The organism is Shimazuella kribbensis DSM 45090 (genome assembly GCF_000428065.1).
Taxonomy (GTDB): Bacteria; Bacillota; Bacilli; order Thermoactinomycetales; family Thermoactinomycetaceae; genus Shimazuella; species Shimazuella kribbensis.
In genome coordinates, this window is sequence record NZ_KE386621.1 from 86,324 (window position 1) to 109,458 (window position 23,135).

Annotated in this window: 13 protein-coding genes and 1 pseudogene; 9 read left to right on the forward strand and 5 right to left on the reverse strand. The window is 34.9% G+C overall.

Annotation, left to right across the window (positions count from 1 at the left end; translation table 11 throughout):
* Window positions 1-157: 157 nt before the first annotated feature.
* Complete coding sequence (locus tag A3GQ_RS0122230; protein WP_028778876.1) at window positions 158-1,024, reverse strand: hypothetical protein; 867 nt, start codon at window positions 1,022-1,024, stop codon at window positions 158-160.
* 114 nt (window positions 1,025-1,138) lie between these two features.
* Between A3GQ_RS0122230 and A3GQ_RS27805 the strand changes: the two genes are divergently transcribed.
* The 4 genes from A3GQ_RS27805 (at window position 1,139) to A3GQ_RS25965 (ending at window position 4,706) form a co-directional block, all read left to right on the forward strand.
* Window positions 1,139-1,315, forward strand: a complete 177-nt coding sequence (locus tag A3GQ_RS27805) for a hypothetical protein (protein WP_169818330.1) — start codon at window positions 1,139-1,141, stop codon at window positions 1,313-1,315.
* Window positions 1,316-1,460: 145 nt separating this feature from the next.
* Window positions 1,461-1,760 carry a GIY-YIG nuclease family protein gene (locus A3GQ_RS0122245; RefSeq protein WP_028778877.1) on the forward strand — a complete coding sequence of 100 codons (300 nt, stop codon included), beginning with the start codon at window positions 1,461-1,463 and terminating at the stop codon, window positions 1,758-1,760.
* A 19-nt stretch (window positions 1,761-1,779) separates the two neighbouring features.
* Window positions 1,780-3,246 carry a recombinase family protein gene (locus A3GQ_RS0122250; protein ID WP_028778878.1) on the forward strand — a complete coding sequence of 489 codons (1,467 nt, stop codon included), beginning with the start codon at window positions 1,780-1,782 and terminating at the stop codon, window positions 3,244-3,246.
* 590 nt (window positions 3,247-3,836) lie between these two features.
* Entirely contained in the window at window positions 3,837-4,706 is an 870-nt protein-coding gene (locus A3GQ_RS25965) for an HNH endonuclease (protein ID WP_051272277.1), read from the forward strand.
* A gap of 780 nt (window positions 4,707-5,486) precedes the next feature.
* On the opposite strand, the gene A3GQ_RS0122260 is transcribed toward A3GQ_RS25965, so the two are convergent.
* A complete protein-coding gene (locus tag A3GQ_RS0122260; RefSeq protein WP_028778879.1) occupies window positions 5,487-9,617 on the reverse strand; it encodes an NACHT domain-containing protein in 4,131 nt (1,376 codons plus the stop codon).
* 168 nt (window positions 9,618-9,785) lie between these two features.
* Here A3GQ_RS0122260 and A3GQ_RS0122265 point away from each other — a divergent pair, with 168 nt between their 5' ends.
* Together A3GQ_RS0122265 and A3GQ_RS26500 are read left to right on the forward strand one after the other, a co-directional pair.
* On the forward strand, window positions 9,786-10,217 hold the full coding sequence (locus tag A3GQ_RS0122265) for a hypothetical protein (RefSeq protein WP_028778880.1): 432 nt from the start codon (window positions 9,786-9,788) through the stop codon (window positions 10,215-10,217).
* A gap of 313 nt (window positions 10,218-10,530) precedes the next feature.
* Window positions 10,531-10,617: pseudogene (locus tag A3GQ_RS26500) on the forward strand (helix-turn-helix transcriptional regulator); the annotation flags it as partial.
* A 272-nt stretch (window positions 10,618-10,889) separates the two neighbouring features.
* Here A3GQ_RS26500 and A3GQ_RS0122275 read toward each other — a convergent pair.
* Window positions 10,890-13,145, reverse strand: a complete 2,256-nt coding sequence (locus A3GQ_RS0122275; RefSeq protein ID WP_028778881.1) for an immune inhibitor A domain-containing protein — start codon at window positions 13,143-13,145, stop codon at window positions 10,890-10,892.
* A gap of 679 nt (window positions 13,146-13,824) precedes the next feature.
* On the opposite strand from A3GQ_RS0122275, the gene A3GQ_RS0122280 reads away from it, so the two are divergent.
* Window positions 13,825-14,754, forward strand: coding sequence for an alpha/beta hydrolase (locus A3GQ_RS0122280; protein ID WP_028778882.1), 930 nt, complete (start codon window positions 13,825-13,827; stop codon window positions 14,752-14,754).
* A 222-nt stretch (window positions 14,755-14,976) separates the two neighbouring features.
* On the opposite strand, the gene A3GQ_RS0122285 is transcribed toward A3GQ_RS0122280, so the two are convergent.
* Together A3GQ_RS0122285 and recQ are read right to left on the reverse strand one after the other, a co-directional pair.
* Window positions 14,977-16,764, reverse strand: a complete 1,788-nt coding sequence (locus tag A3GQ_RS0122285) for an ankyrin repeat domain-containing protein (RefSeq protein WP_028778883.1) — start codon at window positions 16,762-16,764, stop codon at window positions 14,977-14,979.
* A gap of 387 nt (window positions 16,765-17,151) precedes the next feature.
* Window positions 17,152-19,149 (reverse strand): DNA helicase RecQ, encoded by a 1,998-nt coding sequence (gene recQ, locus A3GQ_RS25405; protein WP_083964368.1) that lies wholly within the window; start codon window positions 19,147-19,149, stop codon window positions 17,152-17,154.
* Between the two features lie 72 nt (window positions 19,150-19,221).
* Between recQ and A3GQ_RS0122295 the strand changes: the two genes are divergently transcribed.
* Together A3GQ_RS0122295 and A3GQ_RS0122300 are read left to right on the forward strand one after the other, a co-directional pair.
* Window positions 19,222-19,995 (forward strand): ABC transporter ATP-binding protein, encoded by a 774-nt coding sequence (locus tag A3GQ_RS0122295; protein WP_028778884.1) that lies wholly within the window; start codon window positions 19,222-19,224, stop codon window positions 19,993-19,995.
* A gap of 329 nt (window positions 19,996-20,324) precedes the next feature.
* The gene (locus tag A3GQ_RS0122300) at window positions 20,325-22,988 is read left to right on the forward strand and encodes a S8 family serine peptidase (protein WP_028778885.1); all 2,664 of its coding nucleotides are present in this window, start codon (window positions 20,325-20,327) and stop codon (window positions 22,986-22,988) included.
* Window positions 22,989-23,135 lie beyond the last annotated feature (147 nt).

Sequence of the window (23,135 nt, forward strand, 5' to 3'; positions counted from 1 at the left end):
GATTTCAGAAAATAAATAAAAAGCGGGATTTCCCGCCGTTCATTTATCTTCGTCGTCTACATCACTGATATCATTGGGGTTTCGTGAAACTAATAGGTCAATATTAATAATATCGACATGCTCATATGTATCGTCTCACATCGTCTCGAATACGGGTTTATCCGTTTTTTATCTCTCTAAATGCAATACGTGAATAATGCGTTGTTATCCCTTTATTTTTCATCTCTTTATATGTTGGAAATCTTCCTAGCTCATCGGTCAATTCTTTCGCAGTCTGGATCGCTTTGATTCTTGCTTCTGTGTTTGCTTGAAATAGATGATCTTGTTGTTTCTCTTCTTGATAAAATCCAATTTGACGTTTGAACGGTATAACGTGAGTTTCTTGTGGCCCTGACTGGTTATCTTCTATTACTGGAGTGATAACTATCTCTTGTAGTGGTTCTGGTTCTTGTCGGAAGTACTCCGGTAATCCTTCTCCGATTATTTTCTTTCGCTGTTCTTCTTCTCTTCGAGCTACTTTTATCAGTCGTAAATCCGGCTTTCTTGCTTCCCATTTCATCCACTCAATTTTCTGTATAACCTTTTCCTCTTGAATGACTTTTTTTGCGGCTAACATGCGCTCTCTAATGCTTTTTACATGGGGTTCGTGGCTTCTTGTCCAAAGCCATACTAATGTATTTTCCATGAGCCACATCGCGCCGGATATAGTCAAACCGACAATAGAACCGATTAAGGCATTTGTTTGTGCTAGCCCATACATATTTACTGCTGTTACAAATCCTAAACTTATGAAATATCCCAGTTCTAAGAATATTGGGACATTTCTTTGTAAAGCTCTTTGTTTTCCTCGAATGAATAACAAGGATGCAAAGAGTATTTCAACTAATCCTGCTGTTAAATATGGGTTAAGACCTAATGTTCCTGATAGTTTCGTTGTGTTCTGAAAGGATAAGGAAACAACGATTAACGCAATCACCACTACAATCCCTAGGACAATGATGTCTAATGCTGTTCGTTTTTTCATGTTGTGTACCTCCTGTTTATTTGACCATAGATATATATTATATATAATATATCATAGATGTAATAGATATCAAGCATATGCTATAGTTAATTCAAAAACATTGGGGAGATTTAAATGGCTCGAAAAAACAAAAATATATTATTGGATGAGGATTTATATAAAGAAGTGAAGGCATTGGCTGCTATTCAAAAGGAAAGAACCTATACAAATGATTTAATTGAAGAAGGTATGCGTTTGGTGTTAATCAAATACGGAGTAAGAAAAGAAAAAAACGAGAAGAAAGAAGAATGATTGTCTACAAATCAACAAACAAAGTAAACGGAATGGTTTATATTGGGCTAACACAATTGAGTCTCCAGTACCGAAAGTACACTCATAAAGCTTCTATGAAAAAAGGAGAAAAAACACCATTTGCTTTAGCTCTTAGAAAATACGGGTGGGACTCATTCAATGGGAAACATTAGATACTGCAAAATCATTGCCAGATTTGGTGAAAAAGGAAGCTCATTGGATCGAAAAATTCAATGCCTTAAACAGTAATTTTGGTTATAACTCAAGAAGAGGAAATATTACTCCCAAAAAAGCAGATAGGATCGAAAAAGTGAGAGTTCAAGTTGACATACCAGAAAAATTGCGAGCAAGCTTAGAAAAAGAAGCAAATGAATCATATAGAAAACTAAGCAATTATATTGTCCATATATTAAAGCAAAGAAAAAATATCTGGAATAAGCAGTGAGTAAAGGGAGCATAGAACAATGAACGAAAAATATGCATGTTATGTTCGTGTTTCTACTGATCGAGATGAACAAGTATCCTCTGTTGAAAATCAAATTGACATATGTCGTAATTGGCTAGAAAGACATGGATACTCTTGGAACGGGAACAGCGTATATAAAGATGAAGGAATCAGTGGGACCATTCTCAAAGATCGACCAGCGATTCAATTGCTATTGGAGAAAGCAAAGAAAAAAGAAATCAATATGGTGTTGTTCAAGTCGATCAGCAGGCTGGCTAGGGATTTGAAGGATGCGTTGGAAATACGAGAAATCTTTTTATCTCGAAATGTTCGAATTATCTCAATTGAAGAAGGTTATGATTCAGACGTTGCAGGGAAAAACGATATGAGCTTTGAAATGGCATCCATGTTTGCAGATCACTATAGCAGAATGCTGTCAGGAAGTGTATCAGCTGCACTTGCTGCTAAGGTTAGACGTGGTGAACACATTGGAAAGATACCCTTTGGTTATAGTCGTGAAAATGGAAAACTGCAAATTAAGCAAGACGAGGCTGAAGTTGTGACGATGATTTTTGACTGGTATGTAAATGAAGGATTAGGATTTAAAACGATCACTCGTAAATTAAATGAGCTTAACTTGAAACCGAAAGAAATACAGAAATGGCAAGTAACTTCTGTACAAACAATCATTCGAAATCGTTTATACTGTGGGGATTTTGTGCTTAACAGATATACCACAATGAAAGTTGAAGGGAAAAAGAAACAAATTCAAAATCCGGAAAGTCGATGGATTATTTTTAAAGAACATCATGAACCAATTGTTAGCCGTGAATGGTGGGAAAAAGCGAATTCCAATCTTACCAAGACGAAAAAGAAAATATCAGCTTGGAATGATCTTCGAGGGATTTTAAAGTGTAGCGAATGCGGATCGAGTATAGTGCCTATGTTGTCATGGAGATTGCTTGCAAATGGAACAAAAAAAGATTATCGTTACATGAAATGTAGCAAGTATCGTCGAATGGGTGAAGCTGGTTGTATAAATCATAGCCCAATGTTATATGAGGATGTAAAATCATTTTTGATTAAACAATTATTAGAAAAAAGCTACATGCTCCAATTTTCGTTTGAGGATAACTTTCAAGGTCAAAAAAATGATCGTCTCTCTGTGATAAAAAAAGAAATCGAAGACCTCAAAAATAAAGGGTCAAAATTAATTGATCTGCATTTGGAGCAAATTATCACCAAAGAAGAATTTAAACAAAAACGTGATGAATTAGATTGGAAAATTAAAAATTTAGAAAATGAACAAATTGATTTGTCCAAACAGGATTATGCAACGGAGAAAATCGAGAACATAAAACAGGCGTTTGATGCCTTGAGCAATGATGGTCAAAATTTACATCATGCGTTTAGAACGCTACTTGACAGAGTAGTGGTACATCCGCAGGGGGAAATGGATATATACTATACATTTAATGTGGAATAGAAGGTGGGGTAACACTAGCATAACTGTTACAATTAGAAGTCCTGTTTATAGGGGCTTTTTTTCATACCTTTAACCTCTGTTTCTAGCAGGAGTTATTAGAGTATTAGAGATCAGTTTACCCAAAAAAATAGAAGTGTAAGTATCCTGTAATGCTATATTTTTATTATATACAACAAAGATGTTACCAAAGGTTATTACTGAGTATTCTTGTATATCGAATAATTGCGTTATACTATTGAATCTATATTGATTTATTGAAAAAGGAAATATGATGAATACTGGGAAATTCAAGGATGGATAGTAAATGAGGAAGATCTATTTATTGATACTTCATTCGCTTGATTAGCTATGAAAATAGAATAATTTCTCAATTATACCCACAATACAATGGGAGTTGTTTTATTAATCTCAAATAGCTTACTAAAAATCAATGATATAAAATCTATAGTAATACCAGCTTGTTTGGAGGGGATTGAGTATTCAATACATGGATTTAAACGATCCGTTAGAAATCAATGTAGATATACACTTGATTTAGGAATGGAAAGAAAGCTATTATTACTCATGTATTTTAGAAAGGAATAAAGAAATTGAAGGAACAATTTATCCATTTAAACAATACTTCAGCTTTGTTTCTTGCGAATTGGCTATTATCACAATTTTATGATGATGAAGTACCCAAAAAAGAAGAATTCCCATTCAGCGTTGAGGGCGGATTAATTTCAGTTACAGCTAAACCTCATAAATGGACTGTCTTACATGCTATTTTACTAGATATACTTAACGGCGCATTAGAAGAATGTTTAGAACATGTCGGAAGTGCTTTCTATATTAATCAATTGATTAATATCCTTACGGATGCTGGAATAAAAGGTATAGAAAAGTTTACAGGTGAAGAGTTGATTTGCGAAGTTACAAAAGAGGATATAACATTAACTTATTTTAATGAAACCAGTGATCTGCCGTATATAGATGATTGTGACTGTATGATCTGTACAAAAATAAACGATGTATGGAATCACCTTTGTCTAGAATTAGAACAAGCCAAAAGAGCAGTATCACATCAAGCTTTTCACTATCTTTTCCAAAACAGATCTTTTCTCCGTGATTTTCACACACTTGTAGCCAATGATATCAAAAAAAATATCGATGTTCTGATTAAAGAATATCCCGATGCTTTTACAAAGGAAAAGAGAATTAAACGTAAATACTTTCCTAGCTGGTTAAAAAATGCTTTGTTTCATAGAGATAAGGGCAGATGTGCATTATGTAAAACGGATTTAACTAGTATTTTACATCCCATTAGAGACATAGCTATTGATCATATTGTTCCCTTAGCTAACTTTGGGACCAATGATCCTTCGAATATGCAGATACTGTGTAAAAGTTGCAACTCTAAGAAATCAAATCATAACTCTAATACGTCCAATTTTGACATTCCTTACTGGGTATTAGATTAGGATTAAGCAACATCAGGTGAAGTCTTTGTTGAGTTTTTCATTTTCACATGAACTTCTTCTATAATATTCGCATGACAACACTGCTTTTATGACCAGTATTCCTCGTGATATTCATGTTTTTCCCAACCAGTATCTCCTAGTTGAGTTATAAATTTAAAAATTTGATTAAAAAGAATTTAGGTTGCAAATGGGGTTAATGGATTACTCTTTTAAAATCCACTGAGTTAAGATAATATTTGCTGCCTTACTTAGTGGCTTGTTGAGGTTATTTTTCTAATGGTGTGCATAGTGAATTTTATAGTTATATGATAAAAAAAGATGCAAAAAATTTGCCTTGGTCAGAACAGAAATTTCGTGAGAAAATTTTTCCGATCTCTTTGTTTGATGCCCTTAGTTCTTGTTTTTCTTGATATTTGGCTAATATTCAAAGATACTTTCTTATCTATGCCTTCTTAATAAGGATACACAGATCAATAGATTAGGACAATACAACAAGCGTTCAAGACTTGTATCAGTCGTTTTTAAAGTGTTATCAGAAGAGGTATTTATAATCCTGATGAGACAATTGATGTTAGTTATTCATTTGAGAGAGCAATGTAATTTTTTTTATGAATAGATGATTTCGATTGAAACGTATGCTGTAAATAAATATGTTAAACTGATAAAAAGCTGTTTGATGATAAATACTATTCCATCAACCAGCTTTTTATTAGTAGTATTTTGCTTAACTTTTTTTCTTGAGCGGCATTAGGGGCTGACAAAAATTAAATACTTGTTTTATCATAGTGAAGCATTTAAAATGAAGGGTTTAATGTTTAAAGGACTTTTCGATAAATTTTTTGCCTGATGATCAAAGTATTCCTTAGATTCTTTTAAGCTACATTTAAGGCGTTTGGAATACCTACTATCTGCTTTATCCCAATGATCACAATTAAACCATCCAACAAGATATAAACCATTCCTACATTCATTTTCAAGAAGATAACGATTAACTAATTGGGTTTCCATTGCAGTTCTTATTTCTTGATGCCAGCAACCTTTAACTTCGATTATTACTGTTATAACATCATAATTGGTATTTTTGTTGTTTTTAATAACGGCATCTACTTGAATGTCTGTTCGCTCACCTTTTTTATTTCCATATCCTTTTCGAATTTCTACTTCACGATTTACTATTATTCCCCTCATTTTTAGGGTTTTATCAAGGTAATGCTTTATATAATCAGATAGCTCATTTTCATCTACAGGTTTGTATGTAGTATTTCCAGAAGTATTTTTGCATTTGTCCCATAAAAAACGAGCTTGAGGTGTTTCACTTTGAAGATCATTTTCTAATTCCTGTAAACATTCTAATATAACATCAAGAAGTTGATTACCGTTTTCCACTAAACGTAGGTTGGACTGTTTAATCACATTAATTATGTCAGAAGGTTTATGAGGATGCCAACAATGAAAGCTAGTAATTTTTTCTGCATCTAGCAAAATCCATTTAAAATAATCAGTTTTAGGAAATTGATCTATGATTTTTTTTAGCTCAAATAGTGATTTTTGTGTTCCTCTATACCTGAGCTTATTAATAAGATCTCTTTTAAGATCTGTAATATGATTTCTAAGAGTGTAAAAGCCATTAAGTTTAGTATCATCTTTACTTGGATACATATCTTCTAGGAAAATAAACAAAGTTGATAACTGTTCCTCAGTAAACTTAGAGAGAAAGAGATCCTTGTTGTGATCAGTAGCAATATTTTCGATAACTTTTTTTGCGATATCATTTTCTTTAATTACTAATGGCCATATTGTATCCCAATGAGTTTTAGTTGAAAAAAGCAATAACTTACTAGCTATTAAAATTGAAACTTTTGAATCTGGTTTAGATGCGATTAGAGATTCTGCTAAATCTATGGCTTTACCATAATTCTTTCCTATGAGAAAAGATAGTGCCTCACCTGTATTTTTAAGAGACAATTTATTTGTCGTAATAAGGCTAAGTAGAATGTCTGATAAGCTTTGATTCCAAATTGTACTCAGTTTTTGCAAAATAAACAAATGACCTGAGTTATTTTCGTGTTCAATCAGGACTTTCATTGTTTCAGATAATTCTTTTGGTGCATTCCTATAAGCAAGTTCTATTAAATTTTGTTGTATGTCTTCATTTTCACTTGAGACAGGGTAAGCTATGAAAACAGACGCCCAGTTTTTCCAGATATCAGTAGAAAGACTTTTCACAAATTCGGGATTAACTTTAAGCATTAATTGGAATGCTCTAAAACCAGCATATTCAGGACGAGAAATGGTATTAGGTTTTATCCAAGAAAATCCATCGATTTTTTTTTCTAGAATATACTTTTTTGCAGATTCTTGGATTTTTGTTTTAGTTGTATGGGTAAGTTTAATCCATAATCGATACTTTGTAAGATCTGACTCAAATTCATTATAGCCATTTGTGAAAGATAAATCACAATTAAGATGCCACCAACTATCTAAATCCCCTTGTTCCATTTTATATAAATGTGATGAAATATTATTGATAACTAAAATTTCGGTTTCATTGTTCTTTTTTTCATCATCAATTTTTCTATAATATCGCTTCTTTGAAGTTGTTGCTTGTTTGGACAATAAATCAACAGGTCCAATGATATTTGACATAACTTCATTTAATATCTGATTCTCTAAGGCTACTTCCAAAATAGAATCTACATGTGTTCGGTTAGTGCTATCAAAAATCCAAAGAATTAGTTCTGACCAAACTGTTTGCATTGATAGTTCTTTGCTTGATAGAAGATTTTTAATAAGAAAATCTAAGTCCTGTGAGAAGATTATAGAATTTCTTACATAGTAAGATTTACTGATATCTTGTTTGAGTAATTGAGCAAACTTATCAATTAGCAAATAACGTTTTTTATCATCAGATAGTAACAATTCTTGGTCTAGGTATTTGTCTTCATGATTAACCAATCTCGAAAAAACGATATGTGATAATTCATCTAAAATATTAGCATTGAAGAGAAATTCCCAAGCTCTTTTAAAAATTTTTTTAATAAATTCTCCCTGAGTATATTTTTTAAATCCACTACTACTATTTTTTATCCATTGAAGAGCAATGAATAAATCTGATTCAGATAATTGTCCTGATATATCATCAAAATAAAAAAGAGATTTATAAACTCCAAATAAATTATCATTTTTTGGTGGGGTTAATACATTGAAAAGTTCCTCTGTTGAAATGAGATTAGGCCATAATCCTTTAAGGGCTATCCCTTTTAACTCATCATCAATATCATTTTCACAGTCAATTAAAGACTTAAGTTTAAGTTTATTCTGTGCATCCCCTATGTGCATTACTGTGATTGCAGCATGAATTCTAATTTGGTACTCTTCAGATTTATCTAGAGAAATATTTGTCAATAGTTCTACAGTGTTGACTAAATTACATGCTTTGGCAATACGTATGGAAGCTCTTCGTACAAATACATTTTTATCTTTATTAGAAATGTAAGGGACTATTTGTGCATATAGGTTTGGATGATTTAATTTACTATAATGCTTATCTAGATCAATTTCATCATCGAGAATTTTTTGTTGATCATATAAGTCAAGAAGAATAGAAACTAGTTCTTGTTTGGCTTTAGAATTATAGCTACCGATGTCTGATCTAAGAACAACTTCAGGATCTCTTTTGGTTATATCTTTTATTAATGAAGGGTCGATAGGATCTAGAGTAATTAACCGAGAAGCAACTTCTCTTAATTGAGGAGCTATTTTTTCTTTTGGATCATACGGATCAATTAGGAAATTAAGTATTTGTTTATTCGAGAGAATACTATTCTTTAGATAAAGAGCTGTAAGAAATTCAGCATACGATTGATGTGCCCAACCTAAACGATTCAAACCGCGTGAAGAAAATAGTCCAGTACCTAAAGTTTCTTTAATTGAATCATCATTAACTTCAACCTTTGTTTCTAAAAATTCTTCCCATCCATTATTAATGATTTCTGAAATCTTTAGATCCTCTTCTGTAGATTCGAATTCTTTCCCTAACCAAATGGAATAGCGATTTGACAACATTGTTAATGTGGCTATACGTGATGCAACAAGTAGTCTTTGTCTGGCACTAAGATTACCTGCTTGTCTAGAAGTAGTACGAGATTCATTATGTTCTTCGCAAAGCTGGATACAACCATCTAAGTATAAATTACTTTGTTTATTGGGAAATGTACCAGACTGTTTATATTCATTTATTAGTAGGTGGAGAGTTAGCGGTATAGTTGCTAGGGGAGTAGCATTTAATAAATCTAGATCTTTTAAAAATTTATCACTGTCAATTCCATCAAAATTAAGGACATTTATTACATCTTTTTCTCTAAGAGGGGCTAATTCTAAACAATTAATTGAGTTGTCTCCCCAATGTTTTTTAAGTTCATTTTCTAAAAAACTTGGCCAACCTGCAGTCCGACAAGCAATACGAAGATATAACCGATCTGCTGGAAGATTCTTTATATTTTCACTAATAATCGATGATAGTTGGTCTATTCTTAGCAAACATTCATCGAAACTGTCTAGAAAAATATATAAGTTATAATCTCCATTTATCCATTGTTCCATTTCTTTATTATTAAATAAATCTTTGATTAAACGATCTTCACTACCATATTGACGCAAATCCTTAAACATTACTGTGTGTTTACTGTTTTTTTTCTCTTCTAGCTTTTTGAATTCCAAATCTAAGGAATGAGATTTTCCTATCCCAGGTTCTCCAAGTAATATAATTATTGGTGTATCTAAATCTGCTTCCAAAGTGATAGTTTCATCACTATAAAAAAAACTGTTTTTAGATTCAGGATCAGATAAAAAGTCATTTACTTTACTACCTCTTTTTAACCAAAATCTTTTACAATTAAATGGTAAAGTCATCTTAAACTTTCACTCCATTATTAATAATCAGTATTTAAACAGGGTTTTAAAACAATTTTACCTTTAATAGATTATTCGGTAAAGTTTGATGTAACAAACAAATTATTTGTGGTTCAGATTTATTTTGCTATTGATCTATATACAGACGTGAGTGGAGGAGGATCTCATTTGAGTTCCAGAAAAGTTGGTTTTACTAAATTAGTCCAATCATTACCAAGGAAATTTCTTACTGCTTTCTTATGTTTGATCGTGGTCGTAGGACTGTATTCTGTTCCAATGCTGCTTCCGAATGTTGATAATGGAAGGTTATTTGTGGATTTTGATGATGATAGAAAATTTTTCTTTATTTTCTTTGCTTTTTGGGCTTCTATCGTAATTTTTACATATGGTGTTATAACTTCATTGTTGATAGATTTCCTAATAGATAATCTATCTTTGCGTTTTGCACGATTATATAAACTGGTATTGTATATTATTTTAGGAATGTTGGGCAATTTAGTAATAGGAGAAGCAAATTTTGCCAATCCAATTTGTATTGTTATTTCACTTATTTTTTTTGGAATAGATGAACTGTTGCAAGCAAAGAAGAAAGTAATTTAGTTTACAGATGTTTTGCAGACTAATTGCGTTAATTCAATTAAGGGTTAACTCTGCTTTAACGTTAAAGATTGAAAAATTAAAAATTCGGAAAATGAACAAATTGATTTGTCTAAACAGGATTATGCAACGGAGAAAATTGAGAGCATAAAACAGGCATTTGAATTGTTGAGCAACGACAGTCAAAACTTACATCATGCGTTTAAAACGCTGATTGAAAAAGTAGTGGTACATCCGCAGGGTAAGATGGATATATACTATACGTTTAATGTGGAATAGCTTGCTAAGAATGTCTTTTATTTCTCTATTGGTATGCATAGCAAATGTGATGCAAAAGTTGGCAGTAAAAGGTCGTTCCCAAGCAGTCGTGGAATTAGTTCGTTTAGGTGAGCTAAAAATATAATTACATTGAACCCTACCACAGAACAGATTTAGGTAGGGTTTTTTAGTTGTGTATACGAAAGTGAACGTATTTAATTAAATTTCAGACTAATGTAGTGTAAACGTAAAAATTTCACGAAATAAAAAAGGATAAGAACAAAGACAAGTGTATGCATTCCTGAACGTGTCCGAAAGATTGAATATAAACAAGAGAACCCATCTTAGAGTTCCCTTGCTCTGTTCTAATTCGATTTATTCTAGAACCCTTTTATCAATAAGATAAAATAAGGAGGATCATTTAGATAATTGAATCCAAACCTTTGTTTTATCCTCACTTACTTTGGTTATCTTCATTTTCAATCCCACTTTAGGCAACAGTTTTCCACCAGCTGGATTAAAAGGACTACTGTAATCGCTATTATCATCAAAGGCGGAAATTCCTGGTTGAGAGTCGTACTTCATTGTCATATTCGGATAAACAACGTCCATTGGTGAGGTAGCTTCGATGTTAAATGCGGCATCATTTAGCTGATAACGAGTGGTTCCAACTTTACCATCACTCCAGAAATGCCCTTGTTGGTGCGCGTCGACGACTCCTAAAAAGCCTTCACCAGGATGGAGTCCAGTCATATTGTCTTCTCCATATCGTCCATCATAATACCAAACGAGCATCCCAGCATCGTAACTCATGATACTATTGTTACGGCGTAGGTGAGCAAGACCGTTGTCCACTCCATTATGTGTGCGCCATTCTACTAAGTAGTAACTAGGATAATCCTGTGCAGATCCATCAAAAAGTTGAAATTCATTTAAGGCAAAAAGGCCAGTAGTTTCCACATCGTCATGGAGAACGGTTTTGCCGTCTGCATTTACCTGAATGTTATCCACATAGAATCCTTCTTCTGCAAGACCGATATCGGTAACGTAGTTAAACTCAACCTTGATTTTATGACCAGCGTATTTGGACAAGTCTAGTTTTTTGTTTACCCACTCTTTGTTTGAACCAGTTAATGATAGTATTTGTTCTGGTTTACTCGCGCCATCTACATAGATTTGAACATAGGCAAAGTCATAACCTGCTTCGATACTGTACCAAGTATCAAAAGAAAGCTCAGCTTGTTGCACATTGGTAAGATCTATTTCTGGAGATGTGAGCTTTGTATTTAACATATTGCCTTTGGTCGAGTAGTACGATTTTTTTCCTAAAGGTTGAAGCGGCGGTTGAACGATTCGATTTGGAAGATTTACTTTTATAATCTTGTCTTTACTTGTATTGGCAACGGCTTCTTTCAGTGCAATTTGGCGTGAAGTAGTAAGACTAGCTTGATCTACTACTGTTGGCACAGGCCATGTACCACCATACAACTCTGAGAAAAAGAGCTTAGCCCAAGGGCTGAAACCAGTGGGTTCTGTACCAGGGATCGTCCCTGTCCAGCTTCCGTAAGACATAAGGGACCATGCTTCTACTGGTGAACCTGTTCCTGTATACCCTGTATCGTATTCATCGGGTAAACCTAGATTATGTCCATATTCATGAACAAAGACACCTGTTGCTCCATCTTCAGGTTGAATGATATAGTCAAATGCTTTTAATTTCGTTCCTGGGATCGCAACTGGCTCTGGGCCAATAACAGAACGGTGAGACCAGATCGCATTATCTCCTCCTCCTGCTTCTTCCCCTTTACCTGAATGAACGATAAATAGGCTATCGAGCAATCCATCAGACTCCATTACATTCCCATCGTTGTCCAAGTCATATGGATCTCGTTGATCATAAATCGCTTCTTGACCTGCTATTTGTTTGCCTACTTGGTTTAGTGTTTCTTTAACCAGTTCTGCTGGTTTGGCATCATTAAGGGTATAGTCAGGGGTGGTAAAATGTCCTCCGTAGTAGGCAGCATTGTTTTGTGCATTTATCCAAGGCGTAACCGTACCTGCAAGGGACCAAAATCCTACTGATTGTTGCTGATAATATTGATTAGCAGTGATTAGTTTTTTTCCATTGTCCATTAAAAATCCAGTTTTACCAAAAAGTAATTGTTCATAGTGTGTTTGGTTAAAGTCTTTACTCCAAAAACTACTGTCTCCTTGATAAGGAATCTGGTTATGTGCTGCATCTGGAAATTGGATTAAAGCTACTACAGCTCTGTCTGTATGTTTTTTTATACTATTCGTTTCTTTACCCTTAAAAGAATGAACTTTTTTGGCGGTTTTTTGTAAAATTTTTGTTCGCTGGGTGAGTACTTTCTTACCAAAACTGCTAGAGGTATTGATTCCATCTGTATTTGGATAGGGATTTTGCCCACGAGTAGCGTAATCTTTTACTGCTTTTTCTACTTCAGCTGCCGTGGCGTTTTGTTTGATTTTACCTGTTTTATGCAGATATTGGATCAGTGCTTCTTGATTTATCCCGCCCCAGTCTACATACTGAGAAGCTTTATCTTTAACCGGTGCTGCTTGTACATTTGAAACCTCTGTTAACGAAAAACAAAAATTGCTTAAGACAAGGGTAGTAATAACTGCAGTCATACCGAATTTACCCAGTTTCATCCAATCCCTCTTCTCATAAAAATATCTCTGTTATTTTTAAACGTACTATTTCTTGTAACTGTGCTAAAAGATGATAGATGCATGCTTAATCCTTCGTAACTTAGAAAAATTTGGTGCACCTAGACAAAAGATAATGAAAGCGCTTTCTTTTGGTGTCAAAAAAATAGAGAATTCCTAAAGTCGAAATGTTATTTCTTTTGTCTTAAAGTAATCATTTTACTCACAGTCTCCATTTAAAATGAGTGCTGTTGGATAGTTCGAAGGTCGACGATTAGAGATGTCTTAACGTTTCCTGTTCTACTTTACGTAATAGGTGTATTCTGTTTCTCACCCCCTCTTTTTTGTTTTTTGATTTTTTGGTTGTTTTATTATAATTCTATATTTCGCTGTGTTTGTTATATCATGATTAATTGAAAAAGGCAATAATATCGTATTTAAATGAAAATATATTTGTGTGGAGTGGGCGATAAAAAGAGAGGAACAATAATGACAATGATTGAAATTTGAATTTTTTTATTGTAGTTGGAAATGATCATCCATTTATTTCTTGGGGAAATACGTTTACCATATGACAGACATATGGTAAGTGCATCAGAGAGTTTGTTGCGAAGATATATATAATAATAATGTATATGAAATATCACCAACTACTTAGACTCTTTAATAGGAGTGGATTTACTTGGAAAAAGAGTTTTGGTTAAAAATGTCTGATGGACAAGAAGTGTATGTTCATAAATGGTATAACCAAGATGTAGAACCAAAAGGGATCTTACAATTATCACATGGCATGGCTGAGCACATTCGAAGATACCATGGATTTGCTAATTTTCTAGTATCACATGGAATATTTGTATATGGAAATGATCATCGAGGGCATGGTAGGACAGGTGAAAAGAGTGAGCTATTCGGTTTTTTTACAGATGAGAATGGTTTCGAGCGGGTGGTCAAAGATATAAAGGAAATCAATGATTTCATTCATCAACAGTACCCTGAAACTCCAGTATTTTTGATGGGACATAGCATGGGGTCTTTCTTAGTTCGTCGTTTTGTTCAGTTATTTCACGGTAAGATTAAAGGAGTTATCATTTCTGGTACTGCCGGAAAGCCTCTTTTTGGACAAGTGGGAAAAATGATAGCAAAATACCAAATACGTACATTGGGAAAACGAACAAAAAGTTCTTTTATGAATAAAATGATATTTGGAAGTTATAATAAACATTTTAAGGATGCTAAAACAGACTTTGATTGGTTATCGAAAGATATAAAAGAAGTTCAAAAATTTATAGATGATCCATATTGCGGTTTTATTCCAACAACAGGGTTTTATTATGATTTGTTGTCGGGTCTCGAAGAAATTCATAAGGAACAGGAAATAAGAAAGATAGAGAAGGATTTACCATTTTTTATTTTTAGCGGAGACAAAGATCCTGTTGGAAATAATACAAAAGGAGTTTTATCCGTTATTCGGCAATACAAGAAACATGGTATAAATAATATGGAATACGTTTTCTATCAAGAGGGAAGACATGAAATGCTGTTTGAACTAAATCGTGATGAAGTAAAAAAGCGTGTATTACAGTGGTTGGAAAAACAACTCGAAAATATGTAAACCTTTCCTGGTATAATATTCTGATTGAAAAGATGGACATCAAAAAAAGGCATAGATATTGATGTCCGTTTTTTCGATTAGTAATATTTTTCTTCTAATAGTTGATAGATAAAAGAACACATCGTTTTTTCAGGGTGTGTTCTTTTTTATTTTGTGATTTTGTTTAGAATGTTTGTGAAGAGTGGTCTATTTTTCACTGCTATTACCAGTGAACCGGAGAAGTTATTCGGTTTTTGTTGCATAAAAAGGTTTTTGCCACAATGCATCTAGCCCAGTCTGCAAAAGTGATTTACTATATGTGAATAACTGCTCAACAAGATACTCATTTTCTGAATTGCCAAGAGAAAAAGAGGTGAGTTTTTCTTCTTGAACAAGATTATTGATTTTTTCAAGGAGTTCATTCGGACAACGGAAGTGAACTTGTGTATATTTTATTTCATCTTCTAAATTGGGGTCTTCCACCCACCATTCAACACAAGTGAACCATGCATCTGGATACTCAGGATGGAAAGCAAGGTACTGGGTTATATCTTGATCTTCCTCATGGCTTATTTTCTCTAATGTAAGCTTTTCATCGAAGGAAAAATATTTGATCTGTTCTGAAGGAACAGTATGTTTGGCCATAAATCGATGTTGAAATCCAAGTTGATAAGCAAATTTTAAGAATCTATCTTGTGTCCAAGTATATCTTAAATCCCAAGTGTCGGTATCATAGAAAAAGTGGGTGTCATGATGGGTATTTTTTTCGAAATTTCCTGTTTTAGGAGGAAGTGAAACACTTGGAATAGGAGTTCCTGTTTCTTTTAATGCAGTTTCCATGGTGTCTAATGTTTTTGGCATCTCATGAAATACCGCCCACGTGTATGGAGAAAGACCTACATCATTTTTGGATGTTAGATCTGCACCGTGTTCGATTAACCACTTCGTCATTTGAACATTTCTACGAGTACTAGCATGTAGAGCAGGGGTTATGTTTTTTTTATTTGATTTATTGATGTCAGCTCCTAATGTTACCAAACACTCTACTATTAACTGATTATCCAAATCTATTGCCTTCAGCAGGGGAGTTTCATCTATTCTGCTGATGGAGTCCAAAAACTCAGGTCGTTTTTCAACTAAAATTTTTATGATCTTCGGATATTCATCTGTCGTTTGATCCACTCTTCTGATCGCATCGTGAATAATATAGTCTTTATTCAATGGAGCTCCATAGGATATTAGTTCTTTCAGCATAGTACTATTCCCTATGTTTACTACAGCTTCCCAGCAAGCTTGATCCAATTGGTCTTCAGTAGCTTTTGCTCCGTATTTGTGAAGTGCTTGAATGGTTGCTACATTGTATGCAGAACGGTACAACGAAACTCCACTATGTACATTAGGATTGGCTCCACGTTGTAACAGCAGATCAACAATTCGATGATATCCAATATAAATAGCATGATACAACGGAGTTTGCTCCCAGTAGTCCACTTGGAAATCTTCGTGATTGAGCAGATTTGGATCGACCCCAGATGAAAGCATATATCGTACTGCGGCTTCTTTTCCCTGTTTGCAAGCATCATATAAGGAGATATTCTCTAGTTCTTCCTCTAAATACTTTCTTGCAACTTGTCTGTTCTTATAAAATAGGTCACAAGTAGCAGGTGTTGATGCTAATTGATGCGGTTTTTGACCCCAGCGATTTTTTGCTTCAACATCTGCTCTATTTTGTAAGTAGACAGAGACAGCTTCTGTAAATCCTTCATAAGCGGCAAGATGAAGTGGGGTGTTGCCCCATTCGTCTACTTCATGAACGGAAAGACCTTGATTGATGAGATAAGATGTCATTTGTTCCGATTGGCTGAAGTAGAGGAGTGTTGTTCCGTTAGCAGTTTTTTGGTTGAGATGAGCGGGAAAGATACGTAATCTCTCTGTTACCTCCTCGAGTTTATCGTATCGTACAAGGTTGCAAGTTTCCCAAAACTCTTTGTCTTTTTTATCAATATGGCGTATAAATCGAATACTATTCACTCCCTTTCTATTGGAAAAATAAATTATATTATATATTTTGCTAGTTTTTCGTTTTTTTTGCAATAATAAGTGGTTTTTTTAATAATGAATCTGTTTTATAATCTTAAGCTGTTTTGTGTAAGGAATCCTTATCAGGTGAATGAAAGATTTAGTTGGATGAACTCTGCTGGGAGTAATGGCAGGTTTTTTTGTGTGGGGTATAGGAGTATTTTGGTTTTTTGGAGGATCGTTCAGAGATGATAAAAACACCAGTTCGTTGTAGGGGGAATAAATAGTGATTTGATCCTAGACTATCCCTACCTCCTACTTAATAAACGAAAAGCACTTCTGAATTCTCTTAGAAGTGCTTTTCGCTTCAGTATGAACTATCAAAAAACGGAAGTAGTTTTATTTTGTATCGTTTGCTATGGTGATCAAACCTAACTTCTCTAAACGGGACCGAATACCGCCAGTCTGCCTGCCAAGCGTCTGAGCAATTTCTGTAACTGATTGGCCATTATCAAACAATGATCGGAGCTGTTCCTCTTCTTCTTTCGTCCAAGGTTTGTATGCTTTGGGATGCGTTTTTTGAATTTCTGCTAAAGGAGAAGTTGATTTTGGTTTATGTTGTTGTAATAATTCCAGAAAGGCTTGGCCAAAGCGTTGCTGTCTACTTTCTCCCCAGCCTTTAATGCGCAACATAGCCGATTCGTCTTGAGGTACGAGAGTGGTCATTTCTCGAAGTGTAGCATCATTGCAGATGACATAAGGTGGTACGTTTTCTTCTTCGGCAATTTTTCTCCGCAGTTGTCGCAATTCTTCAAAGATCGGGTTGTCTTCAAATGGAATATCTGTAGCTGGTACAGGTTCTTCTGCCAGATCTATTTCTACTTTTTCCTGTCCTTTCAACACTGCGACAGCAGAAACATCAAGCTTTGCTACTGGATACAATCCTTCTTGTAAAGGCTCGAGTCGTATGTATCCTTCATCTACCAATGATTTGCAGATTTGCATCACTCTTTTTTCGCTCTGTTCTTTCATTAGTCCGTATGTAGAGAGTCGATCGTAGCGGAAGTCTATTATTTTTTTGCTTTTTGAACCTCTTAATATTTTGGTGAGGAAAGACAGACCTACTTTTTCATTTACTCTACGCATGCATGAAAAGATCATTTGTGCTTCTGTTGTGATATCGACTGTATTTTTGTCCTTATCTGGGTCACAGTTATCACACATTTGGCAGTGTTCTGTATCTGCTTCACCAAAGTATTGTACAATTGTGGTAGATCGACACTGTTTTGTTTTGCAATATTGAATCATAGCTTGTAATTTTTTGTTGTCCAACGCTTGACGATCTGGATTTGATTGTTCGATGAAGTATTTTTGTAGATATATATCACTGGGTTCATAGAGCAGAATACAATTACTATTTTCTCCGTCTCTACCAGCACGTCCGGCTTCTTGGTAGTATGCTTCTATGTTTTTTGGTAGGTTGTAGTGAATGACAAATCGAACATTAGACTTGTCAATACCCATACCAAAGGCATTGGTTGCCACGATGATAGGGGTGCGATCATAAGAAAATGCTTCTTGTGACGAATTGCGTTCTTCTTCATTCATACCTGCATGATACTTGCCTACTTTAAACTTTTGCTTGAGCAGAAATTGTTGTAGCATATCAACATCTTTGCGAGTACCCGCATAAATGATGCCAGATGCGGTTGGATGGGTGCGTAAGTATTGGACAAGAAAATCTTTTTTGTTTACGTTCTTTTGGACGACAAAATGCAAGTTGTCTCGTCGAAACGTTGTACGATAGGTGTTTTTAGCAGGAATATGCAGCAAGGCCAGAATATCATCTTGTACTTGCTTGGTTGCAGTTGCTGTTAAGGCTAGAATAATTGGTTTATTGGGTAGTGCCCGTATAGCACGAGGTATCAATTGATAACTGGGTCGAAAATCATGTCCCCATGTAGAAATACAGTGAGCTTCATCTATTGCCAATAGTGCCACAGGTAATTGACGAAATAACGATAAAAAATACTCCGTTTCGAGTCGTTCTGGTGCTACATAAATAATTTTGTATGTATGGTTATGAATCTCAGAGATTCTTTCTCGTAACTCCATGGCGCTCAGTGAGCTATTTATATAAGTAGCAGGAATACCAATCTGTCTTAGTGAATCAACTTGGTCTTTCATTAATGATATAAGGGGAGAAACGACAACCGTTATGCCATCTAGTAACATAGCAGGTATCTGATAGCAGATCGATTTTCCTCCACCAGTGGGGAGAATGCCAAATGTATCATTACCAGCTAATACACTTTCTACAATCTGTTGTTGTCCATTGCGAAATGTTTCGTAACCGAAATATTTTTGTAGATAGGGTTGTGCTTGAGAGATATTCATAAAAGCCTCCTGACAGCCTTATTTTAATCAAATACGAGAGGAATAGGAAGACTTTAGGAGGGAATTGTTCCAATGATAGTAGAGATGAAGAAAGTTTCTTGGCGGAGAGAGCAGCGGTTGATCTTGGATCAAATAAATTGGCAAATTCAAAAAGGGGAACATTGGTGTTTAGTAGGGTTAAATGGGTCTGGAAAAACGAGTATTCTTGATTTGATCAATGGCTATCTTTGGCCTACAAGTGGAGAAATATCGGTTTTGGATCAACGTTTTGGTGAAATAGATTTGCGAGAATTACGAAAAAAAATAGGTTGGGTCAGTACCTCTATGCAACAGCGTTTACATGGTTATGAAACGATTGAAAATGTGGTGCTAAGTGGGAAACATGCATCTGTTGGTGTTTATGAGAAAGTAGAAGAAAGTGATTTGGAAAAAGTAAGAGATCTTCTAAAGGATTGGGATTGCGGACATTTGCAAGGCAGGATCTATCAAACATTATCTCAAGGTGAGAAACAAAAAGTTTTGATCGGACGAGCATTGATGGCTTCCCCTGAGTTGCTTATTTTGGATGAACCTTGTACCGGTTTGGATATTTTTGCGAGAGAGCAAGTATTGCAAATGATTGATCAAATTACCAAACGAGCAGATTCGCCAACCATAATATATGTAACTCATCATATCGAGGAGATTTTGCCGTGTTTTACTCACACATTGCTACTCAAACATGGAATGGTAGCTCAGCAAGGAGGAAGCAAAGAAGTGTTAACACAAGAGAAGTTAAGTGATTTTTTTGAAACAGCACTAACAGTAGAGGTGAAAAATGAACGAAATTGGATTCTTTTGCATTGAAGTAGTTAATCGATGGTAGTTAGAAAGGGAAGGCAGAGTCATCTTCGGATGGCTCTTTTTATTTAGGAAAAATGTAAATCTGTCCGTGGAGAGTAGTATTTTTAAAGTGGATCAGGGATCAATGTCTATCAGTCAATTTTTTGTCACATAGAGGATATATGATTAATCAATTAAATCAGGTAAATTTAAGTTGATGTTCATTTATTTTCCTAATAGACTATTTTTTATAACAGCAATTTAGGGAGGGACCAAAACATTAGTTAACAACAGAAAGTCGCGAATATAATTATCTTTCTATTTAGAATATTAACAAGAAAGGATTGGACTTATTGTTGAAACAAAAATGGTTGGCTACAGGCATATGTATGGTGCTTATTACCTTTCAATTGGGAGGCTTTGTTTCAAAACAGGTGCAAGCAGAAACATCCCAACAGAAATTAGTAACTGCTAAAATCTCCCCTAATATTCATCCCACTAATGGGAAAAGAGTGACTGTGATTGTGGAAATGAAGGATTTGCCGCTTCTCACTTACCAAGATTTAGTGAAAAAGAAAATCATTTCGTCTGTAGGTGCTTCTACGTATTTGCAAAAATTGAAACAAAAACAACAATCATTAGTGAAGCAAATAAAAAAGTTATCGCCAAAGTCTGAAGTAAAATACACATATGATACCGTTTTTGCTGGAATGTCCCTAACTATAGATGGAGAAGATCTTAAAAAAATAGCAGCCGATCCGAATGTATCCAGAATTGAACCGATACGCAATTATACTACCGAGCCTTCCCGTAAGAAAGATACTACGATAACTGGAGATATCAGGTCGAATATGGGTATTGATCCTTTATGGACTGGAAAAGGCATTAAAGTGGCTGTGTTGGACTATGGAGTGGATGCAACTCATCCTGATTTGAAGGGAAGTGTTGTTGGAGGTTATGATTTTATTGATAATGATAAAACTCCTCAAGATGATGTTGGACATGGGACACATGTAACTGGAATTATTGCAGCGCATGGAAAAGTAAAGGGAGTCGCTCCTGATGCTTCTATCTTGGCCTATCGCGTTTTAGGGGAATATGGTGGAAGTACTGATGTGATTTTAAAAGCAGTAGATCAGGCTGTAAAAGATGGAGCACAAGTGATGAATTTGTCTCTAGGAAGCAATACCAATATTCCGGATGACCCCTTAACGAGAGCTTTGGCAAAAGTAATAAAAAAGGGAATTCCTGTTGTTGTGGCAGCTGGAAACAGTGGACCTGAGCTTTGGACATTGGGGACACCAGGTGCCGCTGATGATGTTATCACAGTAGGTTCTGCAACAAAGGTCGCACCTGCTCCAACGGTGACGGTGCAAGGAAAAATTGAACCAATGGAGTTAAATGCAATTTCGTATTCTCCTGCATTTCCGATGGAAGGAAACTATGAAATCGTGGACATTGGTAAAGGTTCTCCAGAATCATTTACTGATGATTTGGCAGGTAAAGTGGTACTTGTGGAAAGAACAGATAATGATGTAACTGATTTATCATTCTATGCAAGACAAAAAAATGTTCGTGCGGTTATTGTTTACAATAACCAAGAAGGCGATTGGTTTGCAAACCTGAATGTTAGCGATTTCGATCCAGAAAATGAATTTGCGTCTATTGCTACTTTAGCAGGTGGCTATGGGAAGGAACTAAAAAAACAGATCAAAGCTGGGATAAAAAACATACAATTTGGTACTATCAATCGTGAAAAGATGAGTGATTCAAGCTCTCGAGGTCCTTCACAAGGATCATGGAAAATAAAACCAGATGTAGTAGCGCCAGGTGTAGATATTGTAAGCACGGTTCCGAAACAAGTTGATCCATCTGGTTATATGCAGATGACAGGAACAAGTATGGCAAGTCCTTATGTTGCTGGTACGGTTGCTCTACTTCGACAAAAGCATCCAAATTGGACTCCTGATGAAATTAAGTCTGCATTGAGTCAAACGGCTGTTAAATTAAAAGATACAGAAAAAAAACATTATCCATACCTCGTACAAGGTGCGGGGAGAGTCAATCTAACAAAAGCAGTTCAAACGCAAGTTTTGTCTGTTCCCAATCAGCTTGCTTATGGTTTTGTTGATGCAAAAACGGGAGTTCAGACATTAAAACAATCCATACAATTAAATAATCAAAGTAAACTACCACAGCTTGTAAATATGAAAGTAGTAATGGAACAAGGTAAAGAAAGTATCAAGGTTAATATGAAAAAATCGATTCAAATCGCCCCCCAATCTCAAATTCAGTTACCAGTGAGTCTATCGATTGATACCAACAAATTACCAAAAGGCATATATTCTGGTAAGGTTTTATTCCAATCCAATCTACAGCGGTGGGAGATACCGATAATGGTACTCTTGGACCCGGAGGGGTATTATTATATTGATGGTTTCTTTATCTCCGAATGGGCTATTTCGCCAAATGGTGATCATAAACAAGATGAAGCCGTTATATCGTACTATTTGCCAGTATCTATCGAGCAAATGACTATAGAAGCTATAGATGGTTGGAATAACAGAAAGTTTACGATCTATGATGGAAAAAATATAACCCCTGGTTCAAAAGAATGGGTTTGGAAGGGCAAAGATATTCACGGCAAACAAATGCCAGATGCTAGATATGAGATAAATGTTGTTGTGAAACGAAATCACAAAAAAGCAGAGCTTGATTGGTTTATTAATGTGGATATCACTCCACCTAAAGTTCAACTAGATAAACCAGGAAAATCTCCTGCATTAAAAGGAAAAATCACTGATTTGGAAATAGACGCACTCAGATGGAAACGAGTTGGTGATAAAAACTGGCAAGATTTGGACTTTCACTATGTAGATGGAGAAGGCTTTAAAACGACCTTTAATTATGTATTTAAAAAAAATGAGCTTAAAAAAGGGAAGAATCAAATTGTATTACAAGCAGAAGATTCTGCGGCAAATGTCACAACGAAAAAATTGGAGATAGTTATTCCTTAGAACATTTACTACCCCTCTTATTGTAAGAGGGGTTTATTCTGCTAAAAAGAAAACGAGTTCGCTTCTTAAACTAAACTTCTTATTTCTTTCCTGAAAAAATGGGGAGATCCCATTTTTTATGCTTCGTCATTTTCGAGGAAAGAACAG